Genomic DNA, 18592 nt, shown 5'->3' with positions numbered 1-18592 from the left:
TCATTGCCTGTGTGTTGGCTCAGACATAGGGTTCCGCGCCGCCATTGGCAATTCGGAAACCCAAACAGCACGGCTTGGCGTGCTGGTCCCGGAGAGACGAATCGCGGCATGGTCGATCTGCGGATGGAAATGCGCGGCGCGGAGCTCGCATGAGGCTTGCCCTGACAGCATTCGCCACCGTACTGGCTTTGCTGCTGGATGCGTCTTGCACAAACCTGGCGCGAGCCGATTGGCGCGATGTTATCAGAACGTTCCGTATCGGTATCGTCGCCGAACCGTTGCCGGTCGAGGGACTATGTGCTGGCTGCAGCCATCGTGCGTCTAGTCTCGGCCCGCGGTCGCAAGCAATAGCAACAGACCGGTTAGCGGGCTTCAGGCGTCAGCAATCGCTGCACGGAATGGTCGGGCTCCTGCGCGGCCGCAGATAATAAGTTTCCGCCATCGATATCGAATTGAAGACCGAGCTCAACCCGAACCGGCTTTGGCCGTCCGCCGACCAGGTAATGATTGGCTTGTAGGCGAGATCGCTTTCGACCCGGATGAGGAACGTGCCTTTGATCTTGAGCGCGCTAGGGACCGTTGTGGTGGAATCCTTGACCGCGTCGACGCTAGAGACGCCATCGACCAGTTTGCGCGACCACACGACCAGGACTTTCGGCGTCGTCTCGTTCGTCACCTGTATCGCCGTGATAATGATCTTCGGTTTCGAGCGGTTGTAGGGCTGGAGCGTGGAACTGCCGATCGCCATGATGGCATCGACATCGGCCGCCTTGACGGTCTGCTGCTGCGTGACGAGGTCCGCTACCATGCTGCCGATGCGGCTGACCTTCTTGCTGGTCTCGATGGCTTGCGAGGCCTCCATTGTCATAAAGTACATGATCAACAGGATAGGCACGATGAGGGCAAACTCGACAGCCGCAATACCGCGGCGGTCCGAGCAAAGTCGGACTGCTCTTGTACAAATCCCTGCGATGCCCAGCTGTGCCCCCGCACGAATCATGGCTTTGCCCTTTTCAAGCGACTACGTGGTTCAGTTGTCGAACGGCTCGTTCTGCCAAGTGATCGAAGCAAAATGCAGCGTTTTGCCGTCCTTCAGGTTGGCCATCGATTTGGCCATGAAGTCGGTCATCACCGGCCATTTGTAAAAAACACGCAGCATGTTTCTCGACTCCGCCAGGCCAGGTGCGACGGTGAAGGTCTGTGTGCTCGTGCCTTTGGTCAGCACGACGTCGCCATCCTGGACCTTGAAACCGGCCAGCGCCGCATCGGCGAAGGTCGGATATTCGCGCAAGTCCACCAGCAATCCGGGACAGGTCTTGGCGACCATGATCTCCAATTTGGTGCAGATCATATCCCGCAGCTTGGTGCCGGACACATCGGTCGGTCTTAATTGGCCGGTACGCAGCTGGCGCGCGATGTCGTCGGTTGCGTTTGCCATCACTTCCTGTGCGGCAAAAGAAATGCAGCTCTCCAGGATGGCGAAGACAAGAAGCGCGAAAGGAATTGCAAGCATGGCGAATTCGATCGCCGTGCTTCCGCGGCGGTCGCCCAAAAACCGTCTTGGAGAACCTGCTCGTCCTGCCTTGCTCATGTCCGCTGCCCGCCGATGCCGCTTCTGTATCGGTCCACCCTTAGTCGGAACCGATTGAAGTCCGGTTGGAATGACCGTTAAATTCAACGGGAAGGCCTTAACCCGGCGATAACCGAAGCACGTTCCCGCCAAAGACGGAGACGTCGGCTAGCTAATGCACGGCGCTCATTTCGGCTTCAGAGGCCTTCTCGGCATCGCTCTTATACGAGCTTTCGCAATATGGCGCACAGGACATGGTCTGTACTTCGGAACGCCGATAGATGCGCACCGACGACGCTGCCTGGCGCACGACGGTTATTTGCTCATCGACGATCGGATTGCCCTGCTGGTCGAGGACGACGAGATTGGTGACGCCAAATCCCTTGCCGGTCAGTACGATCGTCGATGCGTCCTGCACGGAGGCGTCGGCGATCGCCGGATTGCCGACGACAATCGTATCGGCGGCGCGCGACAATTTGATGATCTTTGCCTGGTTCATCGTCACCTCGATGCCGGCGCCGGCCTTGGCTGGAAAGGCGAAAGCCGCTGCGGCAAAAAGCACGGCAACTGGAAATGATGATCTCGGCCCGGCCATTGAGGCGCCCCCTGGCAAACTGTTCAACGGAACATGAACGAGATTGGTGAACCAACCGTTAAGCGGCTGGAATTCAGAATCAAGCCGGAACCGGCATTGGGTCTAGCCGGCACGGCTGAAACGTCTTTGCCGAATTGCGCCTGTTGCGCCTTTTGTCGGCCGGGGCCCTGGCGGCGGGTATTTTAGTTCTGGGTTAACCACGCAATGTCGTCGAAGCGGGAAAGGAATCGGTAAGCCTGTTTATTAAGCCGATTGAAACAGCTTCTCCTTAGATTCGCAGTATCCGATCAGCCACCAAGAGAAGTTGACGGAAGTGCTGTAACAATTGGAGTAGGAGCTCGAATGTCTAACCTCATCGCACGTTTTGTGAAGGACGAATCCGGCGCGACCGCTATCGAATACGGTCTGATCGCCGCTCTTATCGCACTCGCCATCATGGTCGGCGCCGGCCAGCTCGGCAACTCGCTGAACGCCAAGTTCACCGCCATCTCCACTAAGGTGAACGGTAGCTGACCGTAACGGGTTCGCTTGTTCTGAAATAAGGGCCGCCGCACTGGCGGCCCTTATTTAGTCCTGGTATGAATTGAAATTTGCGCCTCATCAGTCGTTAGTCGAATAGGATTGGGTTGGGGGCCAGATGCAATTGGGTCATAGGCGCGCCGATGCTTGAAGCCGTGATCTTCGTCGTATTTCCGTTCTGCATGCTTTTTGCCGCGATCTCCGACATGCTTTCGATGACGATCGCCAATCGCGTGCCGGTGTTGCTTGTGGTCGTCTTCGCCTTGGTTGCGCCTTTGACCGGTATGGACTGGGCCACCTATGGCTGGCATTTCGCCGCCGCCGGCCTGGTTCTCGCGGTGACGTTCGGCCTGTTCGCGCTGGGCGGCATGGGCGGCGGCGACGCCAAGCTTCTGGCTGCCACTGGCATGTGGATGGGACTGAACATCCATCTCATCGAATACCTCGTCGCCTCGACATTCATCGGCGGCCTGCTGACGCTAGCCATCCTCGCCTATCGAAAATCGCCGCTTGCCGCCGTCACAAGCCATAATCCGTTCCTGCGCCATTTCGCCGATGAGGCGACCGGCGTTCCGTACGGCATCGCGCTTGGCATTGGCGGTCTGCTCACCTATTCCGACTCGCCATTGATGGCCTGGGCACTCACCAGGCTGGCGGGCTGAATTTCACTTTACGCGGTTGGCGCCGAGCAGGCGAGTTGGCCACGTTTTCCTTCGGGCCGGGCTTGTCGGTCCAATTTATATAAACGTTAAATTAATCACGATCGTAAGTATAACATTAACCTTGTTTTGACGATTGCCGCTGCAAAGTCCCGCTTGGCTACGTGGTTTGCCAAGGCGAGGTTCGGACAGATGCCAGCATCCCGATTGATTATTCTGAGCGTGGCGATAGCCGCGGCCGGTGGTGCAGGCTATGTCGCGAAGAACATGGTCGTGGCTCCGCCGCCTCCGGTTGTCGATTCCGGTCCTCAGGCGCCGGCGATCGCGCTGCAGGATGTGCTTGTTCTTTCCGGCGACGTTCCGATGGGCAGTCCGCTTGAAAACAACATTTCCTGGGAGTCATGGCCGTCCGCAGGCATCAACGCAAATTTCATCACCCGCGCCGCCGAGCCTGAAGCGCTGGACAAGCTGAAGGGCGCCGTCGCTCGCGTGGCGCTCTACGCCGGCGAGCCGCTGCGGCGCTCGAAGCTGATCGGTGAAGGGCAAAGCTTCATGTCGTCGATCCTGCCCTCCGGCATGCGGGCCGTTGCCACAAGCATCTCGGCCGACACCTCGGCCGGTGGCTTTATTCTTCCCAACGATTTCGTCGACGTCATCATGACCCGCCGAGCCGATCCCGCCAATGGCGGTGGTCCGGGCTTCACGACCGAAACTATCCTGAAGAACATTCGCGTCCTGGCGATCGACCAGACCATTCAGGAGGACGAGGAAGGTAAGAAGACCAGGGTTGGCCAGACCGCCACCCTGGAACTGACGCCGCAGCAGTCCGAGATCATCACCGTCGCACAGCAGATGGCGGATCGCCTGACATTGGCGCTGCGCTCGATCAAGGACAGCCAGGACAAGAATGTGGGCGAAGCCGATTACCTGGTTTCCGGCAATGGCCGGCGCGGAACAGTGCGGTTGATCAAGTCGGGCGAAGTTTCCGAAGTGGGGGCAAGGAAATGAGGCTAAAAACCAAACTGCCGCTCATCCTGGCTGCGGCGATCGGCCTGTTTCTCCTTGGAACGAATGCATATGGCATTGTCGATGCCAGTGCGGCGGGCAATGCCAGGGTGACGGCTTCGACCGCCACCCAGCGGGTTAAGCTCGGACTGAACAAGTCGGTGGTCATCGACCTCCCGAGCGATGCCTACGACATTCTCGTCGCCAACCCCGCTGTAGCCGACGCGGTGACCCGCACCGCCAGGCGCATCTATCTGTTTGGAAAGGCGGTCGGCGAGACAAATATCTTCGTCTTTGGCTCGAATGGCGAGCAGATCGTCAGCCTTGACCTAGCGGTCGAACGTGACGTCGCCGGGCTGGAGGATTATATCAAGCGCTTCATCCCGTCATCGGAGGTCAAGGTCGAGTTGCTGAACGACAACGTCGTTCTGACCGGAACCGTGGACACTCCTCTGGACGCCAAGCGCGCGGCCGATCTGGCAACTATTTTCGTGTCCGGCGGCGAGGCAACCACGGGTCAATACTCGCAGACCGCTGCCGGCGGTTCGGCTGAAGCCGGCGTCGCGATCGATAACCCGGATGCCGAGCGCCGCGTCAGCAAGATCGTCAACCTGCTGCAGATCATCGGCGACGACCAGGTGACGCTGAAGGTGACGGTCGCGGAAGTCAGCCGCTCGGTGATGAAGCAGCTCGGCGTCAACATGGTGGGCAACGGCAGCAGCAACGGCATCAGCTGGGGCGCGGTAAGCGACAATTTCACTGGTTTGGGCAAGTCGCTGTCGAACTCGGGCCTCTCTATCGGGAGCTCGACGCTGCAGGCCTACATCAATGCCATGGAACAGTCCGGTGTCATGAAAACCCTCGCCGAACCAACATTGACGGCCGTATCCGGCGAGAAGGCGACCTTCAAGGTTGGCGGCGAATACAACATGGTGACCAGCGTTTCCCAAGCCGTATCAAACGATAACCAGACCGGTCTGAAGACGTATTCGGTCGAGAAGATCGAATACGGCATTGGCCTGGAATTCCAGCCGGTGGTGCTGTCTCCCGGCCGTATCAGCCTGAAAGTCAGAACCTCGGTTTCCGAGCCGACAACGGAGGGATCTGTGTCTTTGTCCGAAGGCGTAACGAGCCCGGGCATGAATGCCCTGTCGCTCCGCAAGCGCTTGGCCGACACAACAGTGGAACTGCCTTCGGGCGGCTCGATGATGATTGCCGGCCTTGTCCGCGATGATCTCAGGCAAGCTGTCAACGGCTTGCCCGGTCTGACAAAGATTCCAGTGCTTGGCGCGCTGTTCCGCAGCAGGGATTTCGTTCGCAACGAGACCGAGCTCGTCATCATCATTACGCCCTATCTGGTGAAGCCGGTGGCGCGCAACGATCTTGCCAAGCCGGATGACAATTTCAACGCCGCCAGCGATGGCGCCGGCATTTTCCTTGGCCGCGTCAACCGTGTCTACGGCACCATGCAGACCAACAAGCCCAACGGCCGTTACCACGGCGTTGTCGGCTTTATCTACAAGTAAGCGGGGAAGCGGTCATGTCTAAGGCAACATCGAAGGCACGGGCGATCACCGCGACGCGGTCAGTCCATTCGCGAATCTGGCGGCCGGCCGTTCCCATTATGGCGATCGCGGTGGCGGCATTGCTGGCCGGCTGCGCCAATCGCGACAGCGTCACGGTGGGTGCCATACCGGACGATTATCGCACCACCCATCCGATCGTCATAGCTGAGAAGATACAGAAGATCGACCTTCCGGTCGGCGCCGGCGACCGTGGCATGACCAGATCCCAGCGTGACACGCTCCTGGGCTTCCTGGACGGATACGACAGGAGCGCGGCTCCGGTGCTGACGATCGAGATTCCGAGCGGCTCAGCCAACGAAATCGCAGCGGCCGCGGCCGGCCGCGATTTCGCCAGGCTGGCCATAGCCAGCGGCATCAGCCGGAAGCGGATCGACATGCGGTCCTATCAGTCTGTTTCGGCCGAAGCGTCCGCACCGGTTCGTGTTGCCTACGTCTCGGTGAAGGCTCAGACGGATAAATGCGGGCGCTGGCCCGAAGACCTGCTGCAGACTTCGGAAAACAAGCACTATGCCGATTTCGGCTGTTCGTATCAGAACAACCTGGCTGCCCAGATGGCCAATCCGTCCGATCTGATCGGGCCACGCAAGCCGACGCCGATCGACGCGGAAAATCGCGGCGCGGTGATCGACGTCTATCGTGACAGAGGTATTTCGGACGAATTCCTCGGCAATTCGGAAGTCGAATATTAACGAGTGTTGAGGCTCAACAAACCCTAAGCCGCGCAAGTCACGGAAAGTGATGACAATGAGCAATCTTGCCTATGACACAGAGGTACCGGGCGGCGAAACCTCGGAGCAGGATATTGCCGCGATGCAGGCGTTGCGGCCGATCCCGCGCATTTCGATCCAGGCATTTTGCGAGACCGAAGGCGTAGCCAATCCGGTCGAGCGCGCCGGCGAGGATCGCCGCATGGCCAAGGCCCATTTGAAGGTGCATATGGGGGGCATCCCCACCGCTATCGAATTCTATCAGTCGGCGCCGACGCCGAACCTGATCCTGCTTGAATCGCGCAGCGAGCCGAAGCTGTTGCTGGAACAACTCGCCCAGCTCTCCGAGCATTGCGACCCGACCTCCAAGGTGGTGGTTGTCGGCCACTACAACGATGTCGGCCTGTACCGCGAACTCATCCGTTCGGGCATTTCCGAGTATGTCATCGCGCCCGTATCGATGGCCGACATCGTCAGCGTGGTGTCTTCGATCTTCGTTGATCCGGAAGCTGAGCCGATCGGCCGCTCGATTGCCTTCATCGGCGCCAAAGGCGGCGTCGGCTCCTCGACCATAGCCCATAATGTGGCCTGGGCCATGTCGTCCCTTTTCAAATCCGAAGTGGTTGTCGCCGATCTCGACCTCGCCTTCGGAACGGCCAATATCAATTTCGACCAGGATCCGGCGCAAGGCATTGCCGAGGCAGTCTTCTCGCCGGAACGCGTCGACGAGGTCTATCTCGACCGGCTGCTCGCCCAATGCGCCGAGCACCTGTCGCTGCTTGCGGCCCCTTCGACCCTGGAGCGGGTCTACGATTTCGATCCAGACGCCTTCACCCAGCTTATCGACATAGCCCAGCGTAGCGCGCCGCTCCTCGTGCTCGATGTTCCCCACGTGTGGGCCGGCTGGACCAAGAACACGCTGGTCAAGGCCGACGAGATCGTCATCACGGCGACGCCCGAACTTGCCAATCTGCGCAACACGAAGAACCTGGTCGACATGCTGAAGCGGCTTCGTCCGAACGACCCCGCGCCAAAGCTTGTGATCAACCAGGCCGGTGTGCCGAAACGTCCTGAGATTACGCCGTCCGACTTCTCCGAATCGCTCGGCCTTTCGCCGATGTCGGTCATCCCGTTCGAGCCGCTTTTGTTCGGAAATGCTGCCAACAACGGACGTATGCTCGGTGAGATGGATGCCAAGAGTCCGGTTGTCGCCACGATCAACGAGATCGCCCATGTGCTGACAGGGCGCAGCGAAATCAAGGTGAAGAAAAAGGCTGGCCTCGGCAATCTGATCGGCAAGCTTTCGCGCAACAAGAAGTGATGCCTCAGCGGTGGAATTGGTAAGCGATCATGTTTGGTAAAAGAGGCAGCGACGACGGCAACCGGACCATTCCGGAATTCCGTCAGCCAGCACCCGCGCCTGCCGCGCCGGCGGCCGCGAACCCTGTGGAAGCGGCTGTAGCTGCCAGGCCGGCGGCGCTGCCGCCATCCGGCGCGCCTGCCGCGCCGGCGGTTCGCCGTGCGGTCGAGCCGCCGCCATTGGCGCCGGAGCCGAAAAGTATCCAGCGCCAAAAGAGCGAAACCTACTACGACACCAAAAGCCAGGTCTTCGCCGCACTCATCGATACGATAGATCTGTCGCAGCTCGCCAAACTCGATCCCGAAAGCGCGCGCGAGGAAATCCGCGATATTGTCAACGACATCATCGCGATCAAGAATTTCGCGATGTCCATCGCCGAGCAGGAAGAGCTTCTCGAGGATATCTGCAACGACGTTTTGGGCTACGGGCCGCTGGAGCCACTGCTTGCCCGCGACGATATTGCCGACATCATGGTCAATGGCTCCAAGAACGTCTACATCGAAGTCAACGGCAAGGTCGAGCAGACCGGCATCCGTTTCCGCGACAACCAGCAGCTCCTCAACATCTGCCAGCGTATCGTCAGCCAGGTTGGCCGCCGCGTCGATGAATCAAGCCCGATCTGCGATGCGCGTCTTCCTGATGGCTCCCGTGTCAACGTCATCGCACCGCCCCTGGCTATCGACGGCACCGCACTTACCATCCGCAAGTTCAAGAAGGACAAGCTGACGCTCGACCAGCTGGTCAAGTTCGGTTCGATTTCTCCGCAAGGGGCCGAGATTCTCAAGATCATCGGGCGTGTCCGCTGCAACATTGTCATCTCGGGCGGTACCGGCTCAGGCAAGACGACGCTGCTCAATTGCCTGACCAACTATATCGACCGCGAAGAACGCGTCATCACCTGCGAGGACTCAGCTGAGCTGCAATTGCAGCAGCCGCATGTGGTGCGTCTCGAAACCCGTCCGCCCAACCTCGAAGGCGAGGGCGAAGTGACCATGCGCGACCTGGTCAAGAACTGTCTGCGCATGCGCCCCGAACGTATTATCGTCGGCGAAGTGCGCGGACCCGAAGTGTTCGACCTGCTGCAGGCGATGAACACCGGCCATGACGGCTCGATGGGAACGATCCACTCGAACAGCCCGCGCGAATGCCTCAACCGCATAGAGTCGATGATCGCCATGGGCGGCTACACGCTGCCGCAAAAAACCGTGCGCGAGATCGTCGTCGGCTCCGTCGACGTGATCATACAGGCTGCACGCCTGCGCGACGGATCGCGGCGTATCACCCACATCACCGAGGTAATCGGCATGGAAGGCGACGTCATCGTCACCCAGGACATCGTTCTCTATAACATCAAGGGCGAGGACGCGAACGGCAGGCTGCTGGGCGAGCACGTGTCGACTGGCATCGGCCGTCCGCATTTCTGGGAGCGCGCCCGCTACTACGGTGAGGAGCAGCGCCTCGCGGTCGCGCTCGAGGCGATGGAGAAACGCGCTGATTGATCCGTCTGGAAGCGTGGGGGCCAGGGTCGATGTTCGGAATTGACGGCACCGTATTGGCATTCGTCGTGCTCGCCGGCTTCAGCGCCGGCGCTGTGGCCTATGCTTTCCTGTTCAACCGGATCAGCACCGAGAAGCAGGTCGGCAAGCGGCTTGAATCGATCAAGACCGCCGAGACGGATCGTTCCGTCGTCAAGGCGTCGCGCGATCGCGTGGCGGAAGCGGCCAAGCGTCGCAAGTCCGTCCAGGATTCGCTGAAGGATCTCGATCAAAAGCAAAAGTCCAATCAGAGCCTGGTCAAGAAACCACCGCTGAAGATCCAAATCCGCCAGGCCGGCATGAAGATCTCGCTTGAGCGCTTCTATGTCTACTCGGCGGTCTGCGGCGTCGTATTGACGGCTCTTGTATATTTCATCGGCGCACCGTTGCTGGTCTTGCCGGCTGCGCTGCTGGTCGGCGTCTTGGGTCTGCCCCGCTGGTTCGTCTCGTTTCGCCGCGCGCACCGCGTCAAGGCGTTCCTCAACGAATTTCCGAACGCGCTCGACATCATCGTGCGTGCGGTAAAATCCGGCCTGCCGCTGAACGACGCCGTGCGTCTGATCGCCAACGAATCCCCCGAGCCGGTCAAGACCGAGTTCCGCCGCATAGTCGATTCGCAGCAAATGGGTTTGTCGATCCCTGACGCGGCCATGCGCATGCCAGAAACGATGCCGTGCACCGAGGCGAGCTTCTTCGGCATCGTCATCCAGATCCAGTCTCAGGCCGGCGGCAATCTTTCCGAAGCGCTGGGCAATCTTTCGCGCGTGCTTCGCGACCGCAAGAAAATGAAAGCCAAGGTCCAGGCATTGTCCATGGAAGCCAAGGCATCCGCCGTGATCATCGGCGCGTTGCCTTTCGTCGTCGCCTTTCTCGTCTATTTGACGAGCCCGAACTACATCATGCCCCTCTTCATCACCAGCACCGGCCATCTGATCCTCGGTTGTTCCGGCATCTGGATGTCGATGGGCGTCCTGGTAATGCGCAAGATGATGAATTTCGAAGTCTAGGACTCGTTATGACCGATCACGTCATCAGAACTCTCACCGACCCGTCCCTGCTGATCGCACTGCTGGTCGGCATCGCGGTGTTTGCGACCGTCTTCACGCTGCTGCCCGCTTTTGGCGGGAACCAGCTCAAGGCGCGCATGAAATCCGTAGCGCTGGAGCGCGATGAGCTGCGCGCCAAGCAGCGCGCGCGGCTGGCAGTCGAAGCCGACCGCCGCCGCAAGGGCCTGCGCGAAGAACAGTCGGTCGGCATGCGCAATATTGTCGATCGCCTGGATCTCAGGCGTGCGCTGGCGGATGAAGGTACCTTGCAGAAATTGAAAGTGGCGGGTTTTCGCGGGCAAAATCCGCTGACGCGCTTCCTTTTCTTCCGTCTCGTCCTGCCCTTCATCGGCTTTGCATTGGCGGCGATGTATCTGTTCGTGCTCGGCGGATTGCCCGAGCAGCCGCTTTTCGTGAAGCTGTTCGTGTGCATCGTGGTAGCCTATGCGGGATTCTACGCGCCGGTGCTCTACGTCAACAACCGCGCTACCAAGCGCAAGCAATCGATTCAGATGGCGTGGCCGGACGCGCTCGACCTGTTGCTGATATGCGTCGAGTCCGGCATGTCGGTGGAAGCGGCGCTTCGCAAGGTCGCCGATGAGATCGGCGCGCAATCGGTGGCATTGGCGGAAGAATTCATCCTGACAAACGCCGAGCTTTCCTATCTGCAGGAGCGCAAGCAGGCCTACGAGAACCTTGCAAGCCGAACTGGCCTGGAATCCGTCAGGTCGGTGTCCCAGGCGTTGGTTCAGGCCGAGCGCTACGGCACGCCCGTGGCGCATGCATTGCGGGTGCTTGCCAGTGAGAGCCGCGACATGCGCATGAATGCCGCCGAGAAGAAGGCGGCCGCGCTGCCGCCGAAGCTCACCGTGCCGATGATCCTGTTCTTCCTGCCGGTGCTGTTCGCCATCATTCTGGGTCCCGCCGGCATCCAGGTGAGCCAGCGCGGCATCTTTGGCGACCAGCCGAAATCAAGCAGCGAGTAGCGCCAGCGGCGTTGCCAGAAACGCTGATACGATTCAGAGCCACGCTGCCGGTGCAGCGCGGCTCTTTGCGTTAGACATGTTGCGGAATTCGCGCGCCGGTTCGGCGCTCGAAGCGGTCAGTTGGTGGCGGGCTTTGCCTTGTCCTGGTCCTTGAGCTGGCTCCAGGCATTCTGCTGCGCCAGCATCTGGCGAAGGTAAGCGACGTTAGCCTGCGCCTGATCCGGCGACAGCTCTTGCGAGGCGATCTTCTCTGCCTCGTCGAAACGGCCTTGCAGACCGACGACCAGCGCAAGGTTCTGGCGGACGCGGCTGTCTGCATTCGGCTGCTGGGCGGCTGAGCGCATATAGGTTTCGGCTGTGCGCAAATCACCTTCCAGCACGTACGACATGCCGAGATTGGAAAGGATCGACGGTTCGTTCGGCCTGAGGTCAAGCGCCTTGCGATAGCCTTGGCGAGCCTCGTCCTTCTGGCCGAGCTGGTCGAGAATAGCAGCTTCCGCCGATACCAGTTTCCAGTCAGGATATTCGGGCGTCTGGGCGCGGCGCACGGCATCGAGTGCCGGCTCGAACTGTCCGTTGGCGGCAAGCGCCTTGCCATAGGCGGCGAGCACGTCGCGATCCTTCGGCAAGGCGATCGCCAGCTTGCGCATCACCGCAAGCGATTGGTCTGCGTCGCCGTCCATCTGCAGCGCCGCGGCATAATTTGTCGCGATCCGCTTGTCGCTGGGGTTTTTCGAATAGGACTGGCCGAGCGCCATCGTAGCGTTGTGCAGTTCGCCCGCCGACATTGTTTCCAGCGGCTTGCCGCTTGGACGAGAAATCGAGCCAGTCGTCAATTTGCTGGTTCCGCAGCCGGCGACGCCTGCAGCAAGCACCATCATCAACGCCGTGGTGATCAGCCTATTTGCGCTGGCGTTCATCCTGCGGTTGGTCGGCATCGGCACCAGGGCTCCGTTCATGCGCGTGACCATTTGCGAGGTCATCTTTCCTCCCGCAGAAATATTCTGTTAACCCTAACGGAGAGTTAAGAAACGCCGACTCGGAAGCCGGAGGCCAGCGAATGCCTGTCGAACTCGTCGAGAAAGAATTGAGCAATGCGCTGCCGGTCCATCTGGTGGCGAAGGATGCTCTGGCGGCGGCGGGCCTTGCGCCATCCTCGGTCGCCTGGGCCAAGGCCAACGGCTTTTCCGGCGAGGCCGGCAGGACGCTGATCATGCCTGGCGACAACGGCGCGATTGCCGGAGCCCTGTTCGGCACCGGTGATGGCGAGGGCGCACTGGCCATCGGCGCACTAGCGAGAGCCTTGCCCGCAGGCGAGTGGCATTTTGCGTCCGCACCGGCCAAGCCGGAGCTTACGGCACTCGCCGTGGCGCTCGGCGGCTATGTCTTCACCCGCTACGGCAAGAAGCCAGGCAAGACGCTTCGCCTCGCGCTGCCGGCAGGCACCGACGCCGCCCGCATCCGCCGCCTCGCCGATGGCATTTTCCTGGCGCGCGATCTGGTTAACACGCCGACCAGCGATATGGGCCCCGGGCAGTTGGAAAAGGCCGCCCGGACCTTGGCCGCGACGCACAAGGCCGAAATATCGGTGACCAAAGGCGACGATCTTCTTACCGCCAACTTTCCGATGATCCACGCCGTCGGTCGGGCTTCTGCCGACGCGCCACGCCTGATCGACATGATTTGGGGGCCGAACAATGCCCCCAAGATAACGCTGGTCGGCAAGGGCGTCTGCTTCGATACAGGCGGTCTCGACATCAAGCCGTCCTCGGGCATGCTTTTGATGAAGAAGGACATGGGTGGCGCTGCCAACGTGCTGGGTCTCGCTTCCATGATCATGGCCACCGGGTTGAAGGTTCGGCTGCGCGTGCTCATCCCGGCTGTCGAGAATTCGATAGCCGGCAACGCCTTCCGGCCAGGCGACGTGCTGGTGAGCCGCAAGGGCATTACCGTCGAAATCGGCAACACCGACGCCGAAGGACGGCTGGTGCTCGCCGATGCCCTGGCCTTGGCCGATGACGAAGAGCCGCAGATGCTGGTCGATATGGCAACGCTGACAGGCGCTGCCCGTGTTGCGCTCGGTCCCGACTTGCCGCCGTTCTATACCGGTGACGAGACGCTTGCATCCGAGCTGGCGGACGCCTCCGTTGCGGTCGAGGATCCGCTATGGCGGATGCCGTTGTGGAAGCCCTATGACGCCAAGCTGGCGTCGAAGGTGGCCGACGTCAACAACGTCACGCCGGACGGTTTCGCCGGCTCGATCACCGCGGCGCTTTTCCTGAAGCGCTTCGTGGAAAAGACCGCCGGCTGGGCGCATGTCGACATCTTCGCCTGGAACCCGTTCGACCGCCCGCACGGCCTTGCCGGTGGCGAAGCGCAAGGCATCCGGGCGCTGGAGCAGGTCATTTCGAACCGCTACGGCTGATTCTCGGGCATAGCCGACGAAGGTTATTGACTGAAACGGAACCGAAACAATTTTCCGTCATGCTGGACGGATGTCGATTATCATGCGTCCAAGCCAAGCGTTGCGACTATGGCAACAGGTGGTGCTGTCGGAGGTGCGCGACGACGCGCCCGATCTCACCATGCGCCAGACGGCGATCCTGTTCACCATCTATCTCGATCCGCCGCCCCACACGGTACGGGGGTTAGCCGCCCGCCTCAACGTCACCAAGCCGGTGATCACCCGTGCGCTCGATACGATGGGGGCGCTGAAACTGGTGTCGCGCCACCGCGACGAGCTCGACAAGCGCAACGTGCTGGTCAGGCGCACAGTCGAAGGCGCGCTCTTTGTCGAGCGCTTTGGCGATGTTATCATTGCCAGAGCCCAAGAGTTGCCCATTTGAACGAGTTGCCGATTTGACCGCCAGGGATGCCCGCCTCCATGCCTTCCGCTCCGATCTCGCCGACGCCAGGCTGCGAGGCGAGGTCGCCGCCGACCGTTTCGTCGCCGGCCGGCCGGCTCGCATATCAGCCTGCGTCGCCGACATCCGCAAGGCGCCGCGCCCGGACGCCGGCGTCGATACCCAGCTTCTGTTCGGCGAAGACGTCCTCGTCTTCGAGGACGTTGAGGGCTGGGCCTGGATACAGGCCGAGCGCGACGGCTATGTCGGCTATGTCGCCGACACCGTGCTGGGCGGTCGGGAGCATGCGCCCACCCATGTTGTCTCGGTGCCGCGCACTTTCCTCTATCCGGGACCGGATTTGCGGTTCCCGGTGAGCGGGGAGCTCTCGATGGGGTCATTGGTGGCGGTGACGGGCTCAGCGGAAACGCGCGGCACGCATTATGCTCTGCTGCCGTCCGGCCAGGCGGTCATCTCGAGTCATCTCAGGCCGGTCGCCGAGGTTCATCCCGACTACGTCGCGGTCGCCGAGGCGTTTCTCGGCACGCCCTATCTGTGGGGCGGCGTCTCCGGCTTCGGCATCGATTGTTCCGGTCTCGTGCAACTTGCAATGCACATGGCTGGCAGGCAAGTGCTGCGCGACACCGACATGCAGGCGGCGACCGTCGGCGAGCCGCTCGAACCCGGGCCGGATTTTGCCGGGTTGCGGCGCGGCGACCTGGTCTTCTGGAAAGGCCACGTCGCGATCATGACAGATCCGGAGACCATGATCCACGCCAACGGCCACACCATGCTGGTGTCGCGTGAAGGACTGAGGGAGGCGGTCGCCCGTATCGGCTATCTCTATGGCGGACCGACCGGGTTTCGCCGGCCGTAGCGCGAATCGATCACCTTTTGTTCTGATTCTGCTTGGCGATTGCGCGCCGCCGCGCTACGTCTGGCGCGTGACAGAGCAGCCGCGCCTTGCCGAACAGAATGCCGCCGTCGTCCTGCCCGAGCCATTTGTCAAATGGTTTGCGGAAAAGGGCTGGTCGCCGCGCGCCCACCAGATCGATTTGCTGGCCAAAGCCCAGGGCGGCCGGTCGGTATTGCTGATCGCCCCGACCGGCGCCGGCAAGACGCTGGCCGGGTTCTTGCCATCGCTGACCGAACTGGCCGGCCGGCCGAGGAGAAGGCCGGGGCAGGCGCATCGAGGCATCCACACACTCTACATCTCGCCGCTGAAGGCGCTGGCCGTCGACATCGAGCGCAATCTCGGCAAACCCGTCGAAGAAATCGGGCTGCCGGTCACCGTCGAGACGCGCACCGGCGACACGCCCGCACACAAGCGCCAGCGGCAGAAGCTGGCGCCGCCCGACATTCTCCTGACCACGCCCGAGCAATTGGCGCTGCTGATTGCCGCGCCCGATGCCAAGCGCTTCTTCGAGGACCTGCGCTATGTCGTGCTCGACGAATTGCATTCGCTGGTGACCTCGAAGCGCGGGCATCTCCTGTCGCTCGGGCTGGCCCGGCTGCGCTCGTTTGTGCCCGCCCTGCAGACGATAGGCCTGTCGGCGACGGTCGCCGAGCCTGACGAATTGCGGCGCTGGCTGGTCAGCCAGAATCCACCGGGGCCGATGGCCGAACTGATCGTCGTCACTGGCGGCGCCAAGCCCGACATCTCCATTCTCGATTCGGAGGAGCGCGTGCCGTGGGCGGGACATTCGGCCCGCTACGCAACGCCGGAAATCTACAACGAGATCAAGCGCCACAAGACAACCCTGCTGTTCGTCAACACGCGCAGCCAGGCGGAGTTGCTGTTCCAGGAGTTGTGGCGGGTCAACGAGGAGACCTTGCCGATCGCGCTGCATCACGGCTCGCTCGACGTCGCGCAGCGCCGGCGTGTCGAAAAGGCAATGGGCGAGAACGCCCTGCGCGCCATCGTCGCCACGTCGACGCTCGACCTCGGCATCGACTGGGGCGATGTCGATCTAGTCGTCCATGTCGGCGCGCCGAAAGGTGCCAGCCGGCTGGCGCAGCGCATCGGCCGCGCCAACCACCGTATGGACGAGCCGTCGAAGGCGATCCTGATACCGGCCAACCGCTTCGAGGTGCTGGAATGCAGGGCGGCGCTCGACGCCAATTATCTCGGTGCCCAGGATACGCCGCCGCTGGTCAATGGCGGGCTCGACGTCCTGGCGCAGCACGTGCTGGGCTGTGCCTGCGGTGCGCCGTTCCATGCCGATGCGCTGTTTGAGGAAGTGCGAACGGCAGCACCCTATGCCGATCTCGATCGGCCGACATTCGATCGCGTCATCGATTTCGTCGCCACCGGCGGCTATGCGCTGAAGAACTATGAACGCTACGCCCGTATTCGTCTCAACAAGGACGGGCTGTGGCGGGTCTCAAATCCTCGCGTCGCCCAACAATACCGGCTCAATGTCGGCACCATCATCGAAGTGCCGGCGCTCAACGTCCGCTATGTCCAGGCCGGCAGCAGAGGCGCGGCTTCGCGTGGCGGCCGGGTTCTGGGCAAAATCGAGGAGGCGTTCCTCGAAACGCTGACGCATGGCGACACCTTCATGTTCGCCGGCAAGGTGCTGCGCTTCGAAGGTATCCGCGAGAATGAGTGCTTTGTCTCGAATGCACCCGGCAGCGACGCCAAGGTGCCGTATTACGGTGGTGGCAAATTCCCGCTTTCGACGTACCTGGCCGAACAGGTCCGCGCCATGCTGGACGATCCGCAGCGCTGGAAGAAGCTGCCGGAGCAGGTCGCCGACTGGTTACGCTTTCAGGCCGACAAGTCGGTGCTGCCGAAACGCGACGATCTGCTGATCGAGACCTTTCCGCGCGGCAACCGCTACTATCTGGTGGCCTATCCGTTCGAGGGCAGGCTGGCGCACCAGACGCTCGGCATGCTGCTCACCCGCCGCCTCGACAGGGCGGGAGCCAAGCCGCTCGGCTTCGTCGCCACCGACTATGCGCTTGCCATATGGTCGCTGGCCGATATGGGCCATATGTTCAGGGCGAAGAAACCGTCGCTGGCTGCGCTATTCGATCAGGACATGCTGGGCGACGACCTCGAAGCCTGGCTCGCCGGCAGTTGGTTGTTGAAGCGCACCTTTCGCAATTGCGCGCTGATCTCGGGATTGATCGAGAAACGCCACCCAGGGCAGGAGAAGAGCGGCCGCCAGGTAACCGTGTCGACGGATCTCATCTACGACGTGCTGCGCAGCCACGAGCCCGACCATATCCTTTTGCAGGCGACGCGTGCCGATGCCGCGACCGGTCTCTTGGATGTCAGCAGACTTGCCGAGATGCTCTCGCGCGTCCAAGGTCGAATCATGCATAAGAACCTCGAGCAGATATCGCCGCTCGCCGTGCCGATCATGCTCGAGATCGGCAAAATGCCGGTGCACGGCGAGGCCGATGACACGCTGCTGATGGATGCAGCCACGCTGGTCGAGGAGGCCATGGGGACGAAATGACTGTCGCGCTCGCCATGGCTGCGCCTCTGGCGGATGCTGGCACTGTCCGTATCGCCGGCGAACGCGCGATCTGCGACCGTCGCGGCGTGCTCTATTTTCCCGAATTCCGGCTTCTGACCGTATCCGACCTGCATCTGGAAAAAGGCTCATCACTGGCCAGGCGCGGCACGCTGGTCCCACCTTACGACACCGGTGCGACGTTGCTCCGGCTGCAGGCGGTGATCGCCGATTATCAGCCTGCGATCGTTATCAGCCTGGGCGACAGTTTTCACGATGGCGGCGGCGCCGCACGTATGCACGCGAGCTTTCGCCAAAGGCTGGAAGGGCTGATGGTCGGGCGCGACTGGTTCTGGGTCGCCGGCAATCATGACCCGGAAGCACCGGCCGACCTGCCGGGCGAAACCGTGCGCGAATTGGCCATCGGTTCTCTGCTCTTCCGGCACGAGCCTTCGGCGGTAAGGGTAGAGGGCGAGATATCGGGCCATCTGCATCCTTGCGCCCGCATCGTGCAGCAAGGCCGTTCGGTGCGGCGTCGTTGCTTTGCCGGCGATGGCGGCCGCATGATCATGCCGGCTTTCGGCGCCTATACCGGCTCGCTCAACGTGCTCGATCGCGCCTATGCCGGGCTGTTCCGCCGCGAAACGCTGATGGCCTATATGCTTGGCACACAGCGCATTTTCGCGATTTCCCACGCGATGCTCAGGCCGGGCTGAA

The 18592-nt window shown here is 61.5% G+C and carries 18 protein-coding genes and 1 pseudogene; 15 read left to right on the top strand and 4 right to left on the bottom strand.

Annotation, left to right across the window (positions count from 1 at the left end; translation table 11 throughout):
- Nucleotides 1–149: 149 nt before the first annotated feature.
- A pseudogene (locus NKI72_RS35425) lies at nucleotides 150–278 on the top strand (phosphate/phosphite/phosphonate ABC transporter substrate-binding protein); the annotation flags it as partial.
- Between the two features lie 101 nt (nucleotides 279–379).
- On the opposite strand, the gene NKI72_RS09800 reads toward NKI72_RS35425, so the two are convergent.
- From NKI72_RS09800 to NKI72_RS09790, 3 genes are all read right to left on the bottom strand, one after another.
- A complete protein-coding gene (locus tag NKI72_RS09800; protein WP_352470083.1) occupies nucleotides 380–1000 on the bottom strand; it encodes a TadE/TadG family type IV pilus assembly protein in 621 nt (206 codons plus the stop codon).
- Between the two features lie 30 nt (nucleotides 1001–1030).
- Nucleotides 1031–1591: a TadE/TadG family type IV pilus assembly protein gene (locus NKI72_RS09795; RefSeq protein WP_352613896.1), complete on the bottom strand. Its 561-nt coding sequence runs from the start codon at nucleotides 1589–1591 to the stop codon at nucleotides 1031–1033.
- Nucleotides 1592–1742: 151 nt separating this feature from the next.
- Nucleotides 1743–2165, bottom strand: coding sequence for a pilus assembly protein N-terminal domain-containing protein (locus tag NKI72_RS09790; RefSeq protein WP_352613897.1), 423 nt, complete (start codon nucleotides 2163–2165; stop codon nucleotides 1743–1745).
- A 342-nt stretch (nucleotides 2166–2507) separates the two neighbouring features.
- Here NKI72_RS09790 and NKI72_RS09785 point away from each other — a divergent pair, with 342 nt between their 5' ends.
- The 9 genes from NKI72_RS09785 to NKI72_RS09745 all read left to right on the top strand — a co-directional run bounded on the left by NKI72_RS09785 (nucleotide 2508) and on the right by NKI72_RS09745 (nucleotide 11568).
- Complete coding sequence (locus NKI72_RS09785; protein WP_023676929.1) at nucleotides 2508–2678, top strand: Flp family type IVb pilin; 171 nt, start codon at nucleotides 2508–2510, stop codon at nucleotides 2676–2678.
- 149 nt (nucleotides 2679–2827) lie between these two features.
- Nucleotides 2828–3346 carry an A24 family peptidase gene (locus NKI72_RS09780; protein WP_352613898.1) on the top strand — a complete coding sequence of 173 codons (519 nt, stop codon included), beginning with the start codon at nucleotides 2828–2830 and terminating at the stop codon, nucleotides 3344–3346.
- Between the two features lie 189 nt (nucleotides 3347–3535).
- Nucleotides 3536–4351: a Flp pilus assembly protein CpaB gene (gene cpaB, locus NKI72_RS09775; RefSeq protein ID WP_023676931.1), complete on the top strand. Its 816-nt coding sequence runs from the start codon at nucleotides 3536–3538 to the stop codon at nucleotides 4349–4351.
- On the top strand, nucleotides 4348–5874 hold the full coding sequence (locus NKI72_RS09770; protein ID WP_352613899.1) for a type II and III secretion system protein family protein: 1527 nt from the start codon (nucleotides 4348–4350) through the stop codon (nucleotides 5872–5874). The genes cpaB and NKI72_RS09770 overlap by 4 nt, the downstream gene beginning before the upstream one ends.
- Nucleotides 5875–5888: 14 nt before the next feature.
- Nucleotides 5889–6623, top strand: a complete 735-nt coding sequence (locus NKI72_RS09765) for a CpaD family pilus assembly protein (protein ID WP_352448620.1) — start codon at nucleotides 5889–5891, stop codon at nucleotides 6621–6623.
- A gap of 55 nt (nucleotides 6624–6678) precedes the next feature.
- Nucleotides 6679–7962: a CpaE/TadZ family protein gene (locus tag NKI72_RS09760; protein ID WP_352621909.1), complete on the top strand. Its 1284-nt coding sequence runs from the start codon at nucleotides 6679–6681 to the stop codon at nucleotides 7960–7962.
- Nucleotides 7963–7991: 29 nt separating this feature from the next.
- Nucleotides 7992–9500: a TadA family conjugal transfer-associated ATPase gene (locus NKI72_RS09755; protein WP_352850094.1), complete on the top strand. Its 1509-nt coding sequence runs from the start codon at nucleotides 7992–7994 to the stop codon at nucleotides 9498–9500.
- Between the two features lie 29 nt (nucleotides 9501–9529).
- Nucleotides 9530–10543 carry a type II secretion system F family protein gene (locus NKI72_RS09750; protein ID WP_023676935.1) on the top strand — a complete coding sequence of 338 codons (1014 nt, stop codon included), beginning with the start codon at nucleotides 9530–9532 and terminating at the stop codon, nucleotides 10541–10543.
- An 8-nt stretch (nucleotides 10544–10551) separates the two neighbouring features.
- The gene (locus NKI72_RS09745; RefSeq protein WP_023676936.1) at nucleotides 10552–11568 is read left to right on the top strand and encodes a type II secretion system F family protein; all 1017 of its coding nucleotides are present in this window, start codon (nucleotides 10552–10554) and stop codon (nucleotides 11566–11568) included.
- A 116-nt stretch (nucleotides 11569–11684) separates the two neighbouring features.
- Here NKI72_RS09745 and NKI72_RS09740 read toward each other — a convergent pair whose 3' ends face one another.
- Nucleotides 11685–12506 carry a tetratricopeptide repeat protein gene (locus tag NKI72_RS09740; protein ID WP_352470190.1) on the bottom strand — a complete coding sequence of 274 codons (822 nt, stop codon included), beginning with the start codon at nucleotides 12504–12506 and terminating at the stop codon, nucleotides 11685–11687.
- 122 nt (nucleotides 12507–12628) lie between these two features.
- Here NKI72_RS09740 and NKI72_RS09735 point away from each other — a divergent pair, with 122 nt between their 5' ends.
- The 5 genes from NKI72_RS09735 (at nucleotide 12629) to pdeM (ending at nucleotide 18591) form a co-directional block, all read left to right on the top strand.
- Nucleotides 12629–13993, top strand: a complete 1365-nt coding sequence (locus NKI72_RS09735; protein ID WP_352613902.1) for a leucyl aminopeptidase family protein — start codon at nucleotides 12629–12631, stop codon at nucleotides 13991–13993.
- Between the two features lie 70 nt (nucleotides 13994–14063).
- Complete coding sequence (locus NKI72_RS09730; RefSeq protein ID WP_023676939.1) at nucleotides 14064–14414, top strand: MarR family winged helix-turn-helix transcriptional regulator; 351 nt, start codon at nucleotides 14064–14066, stop codon at nucleotides 14412–14414.
- Entirely contained in the window at nucleotides 14377–15288 is a 912-nt protein-coding gene (locus NKI72_RS09725; RefSeq protein WP_502898527.1) for a C40 family peptidase, read from the top strand. Before NKI72_RS09730 ends, NKI72_RS09725 begins: the two co-directional genes overlap by 38 nt.
- Nucleotides 15289–15355: 67 nt before the next feature.
- Nucleotides 15356–17878 carry a ligase-associated DNA damage response DEXH box helicase gene (locus NKI72_RS09720; protein WP_352850093.1) on the top strand — a complete coding sequence of 841 codons (2523 nt, stop codon included), beginning with the start codon at nucleotides 15356–15358 and terminating at the stop codon, nucleotides 17876–17878.
- A complete protein-coding gene (gene pdeM / locus NKI72_RS09715; protein WP_352830465.1) occupies nucleotides 17875–18591 on the top strand; it encodes a ligase-associated DNA damage response endonuclease PdeM in 717 nt (238 codons plus the stop codon). Before NKI72_RS09720 ends, pdeM begins: the two co-directional genes overlap by 4 nt.
- Nucleotide 18592 lies beyond the last annotated feature (1 nt).

Origin of the sequence: Mesorhizobium sp. M0437, assembly GCF_040321335.1 — a bacterium.
Classification (GTDB): Bacteria; Pseudomonadota; Alphaproteobacteria; order Rhizobiales; family Rhizobiaceae; genus Mesorhizobium.
Note: the sequence above shows the minus strand (reverse complement) of the source record. Positions and strands in the feature narration are given on the sequence as shown.

Bases quoted from the DNA above. Each gene is read 5' to 3' on its own strand.
- NKI72_RS09765 (WP_352448620.1), top strand. From the start codon at position 5,889: ATGTCTAAGGCAACATCGAAGGCACGGGCGATCACCGCGACGCGGTCA.
- NKI72_RS09760 (WP_352621909.1), top strand. From the start codon at position 6,679: ATGAGCAATCTTGCCTATGACACAGAGGTACCGGGCGGCGAAACCTCG.
- NKI72_RS09785 (WP_023676929.1), top strand. From the start codon at position 2,508: ATGTCTAACCTCATCGCACGTTTTGTGAAGGACGAATCCGGCGCGACC.
- NKI72_RS09790 (WP_352613897.1), bottom strand. From the start codon at position 2,165: ATGGCCGGGCCGAGATCATCATTTCCAGTTGCCGTGCTTTTTGCCGCA.
- NKI72_RS09795 (WP_352613896.1), bottom strand. From the start codon at position 1,591: ATGAGCAAGGCAGGACGAGCAGGTTCTCCAAGACGGTTTTTGGGCGAC.
- NKI72_RS09800 (WP_352470083.1), bottom strand. From the start codon at position 1,000: ATGATTCGTGCGGGGGCACAGCTGGGCATCGCAGGGATTTGTACAAGA.
- cpaB (WP_023676931.1), top strand. From the start codon at position 3,536: ATGCCAGCATCCCGATTGATTATTCTGAGCGTGGCGATAGCCGCGGCC.
- NKI72_RS09750 (WP_023676935.1), top strand. From the start codon at position 9,530: ATGTTCGGAATTGACGGCACCGTATTGGCATTCGTCGTGCTCGCCGGC.
- pdeM (WP_352830465.1), top strand. From the start codon at position 17,875: ATGACTGTCGCGCTCGCCATGGCTGCGCCTCTGGCGGATGCTGGCACT.
- NKI72_RS09730 (WP_023676939.1), top strand. From the start codon at position 14,064: ATGTCGATTATCATGCGTCCAAGCCAAGCGTTGCGACTATGGCAACAG.
- NKI72_RS09735 (WP_352613902.1), top strand. From the start codon at position 12,629: ATGCCTGTCGAACTCGTCGAGAAAGAATTGAGCAATGCGCTGCCGGTC.
- NKI72_RS09740 (WP_352470190.1), bottom strand. From the start codon at position 12,506: ATGCCGACCAACCGCAGGATGAACGCCAGCGCAAATAGGCTGATCACC.
- NKI72_RS09770 (WP_352613899.1), top strand. From the start codon at position 4,348: ATGAGGCTAAAAACCAAACTGCCGCTCATCCTGGCTGCGGCGATCGGC.
- NKI72_RS09745 (WP_023676936.1), top strand. From the start codon at position 10,552: ATGACCGATCACGTCATCAGAACTCTCACCGACCCGTCCCTGCTGATC.
- NKI72_RS09725 (WP_502898527.1), top strand. From the start codon at position 14,377: ATGTTATCATTGCCAGAGCCCAAGAGTTGCCCATTTGAACGAGTTGCC.
- NKI72_RS09780 (WP_352613898.1), top strand. From the start codon at position 2,828: ATGCTTGAAGCCGTGATCTTCGTCGTATTTCCGTTCTGCATGCTTTTT.
- NKI72_RS09755 (WP_352850094.1), top strand. From the start codon at position 7,992: ATGTTTGGTAAAAGAGGCAGCGACGACGGCAACCGGACCATTCCGGAA.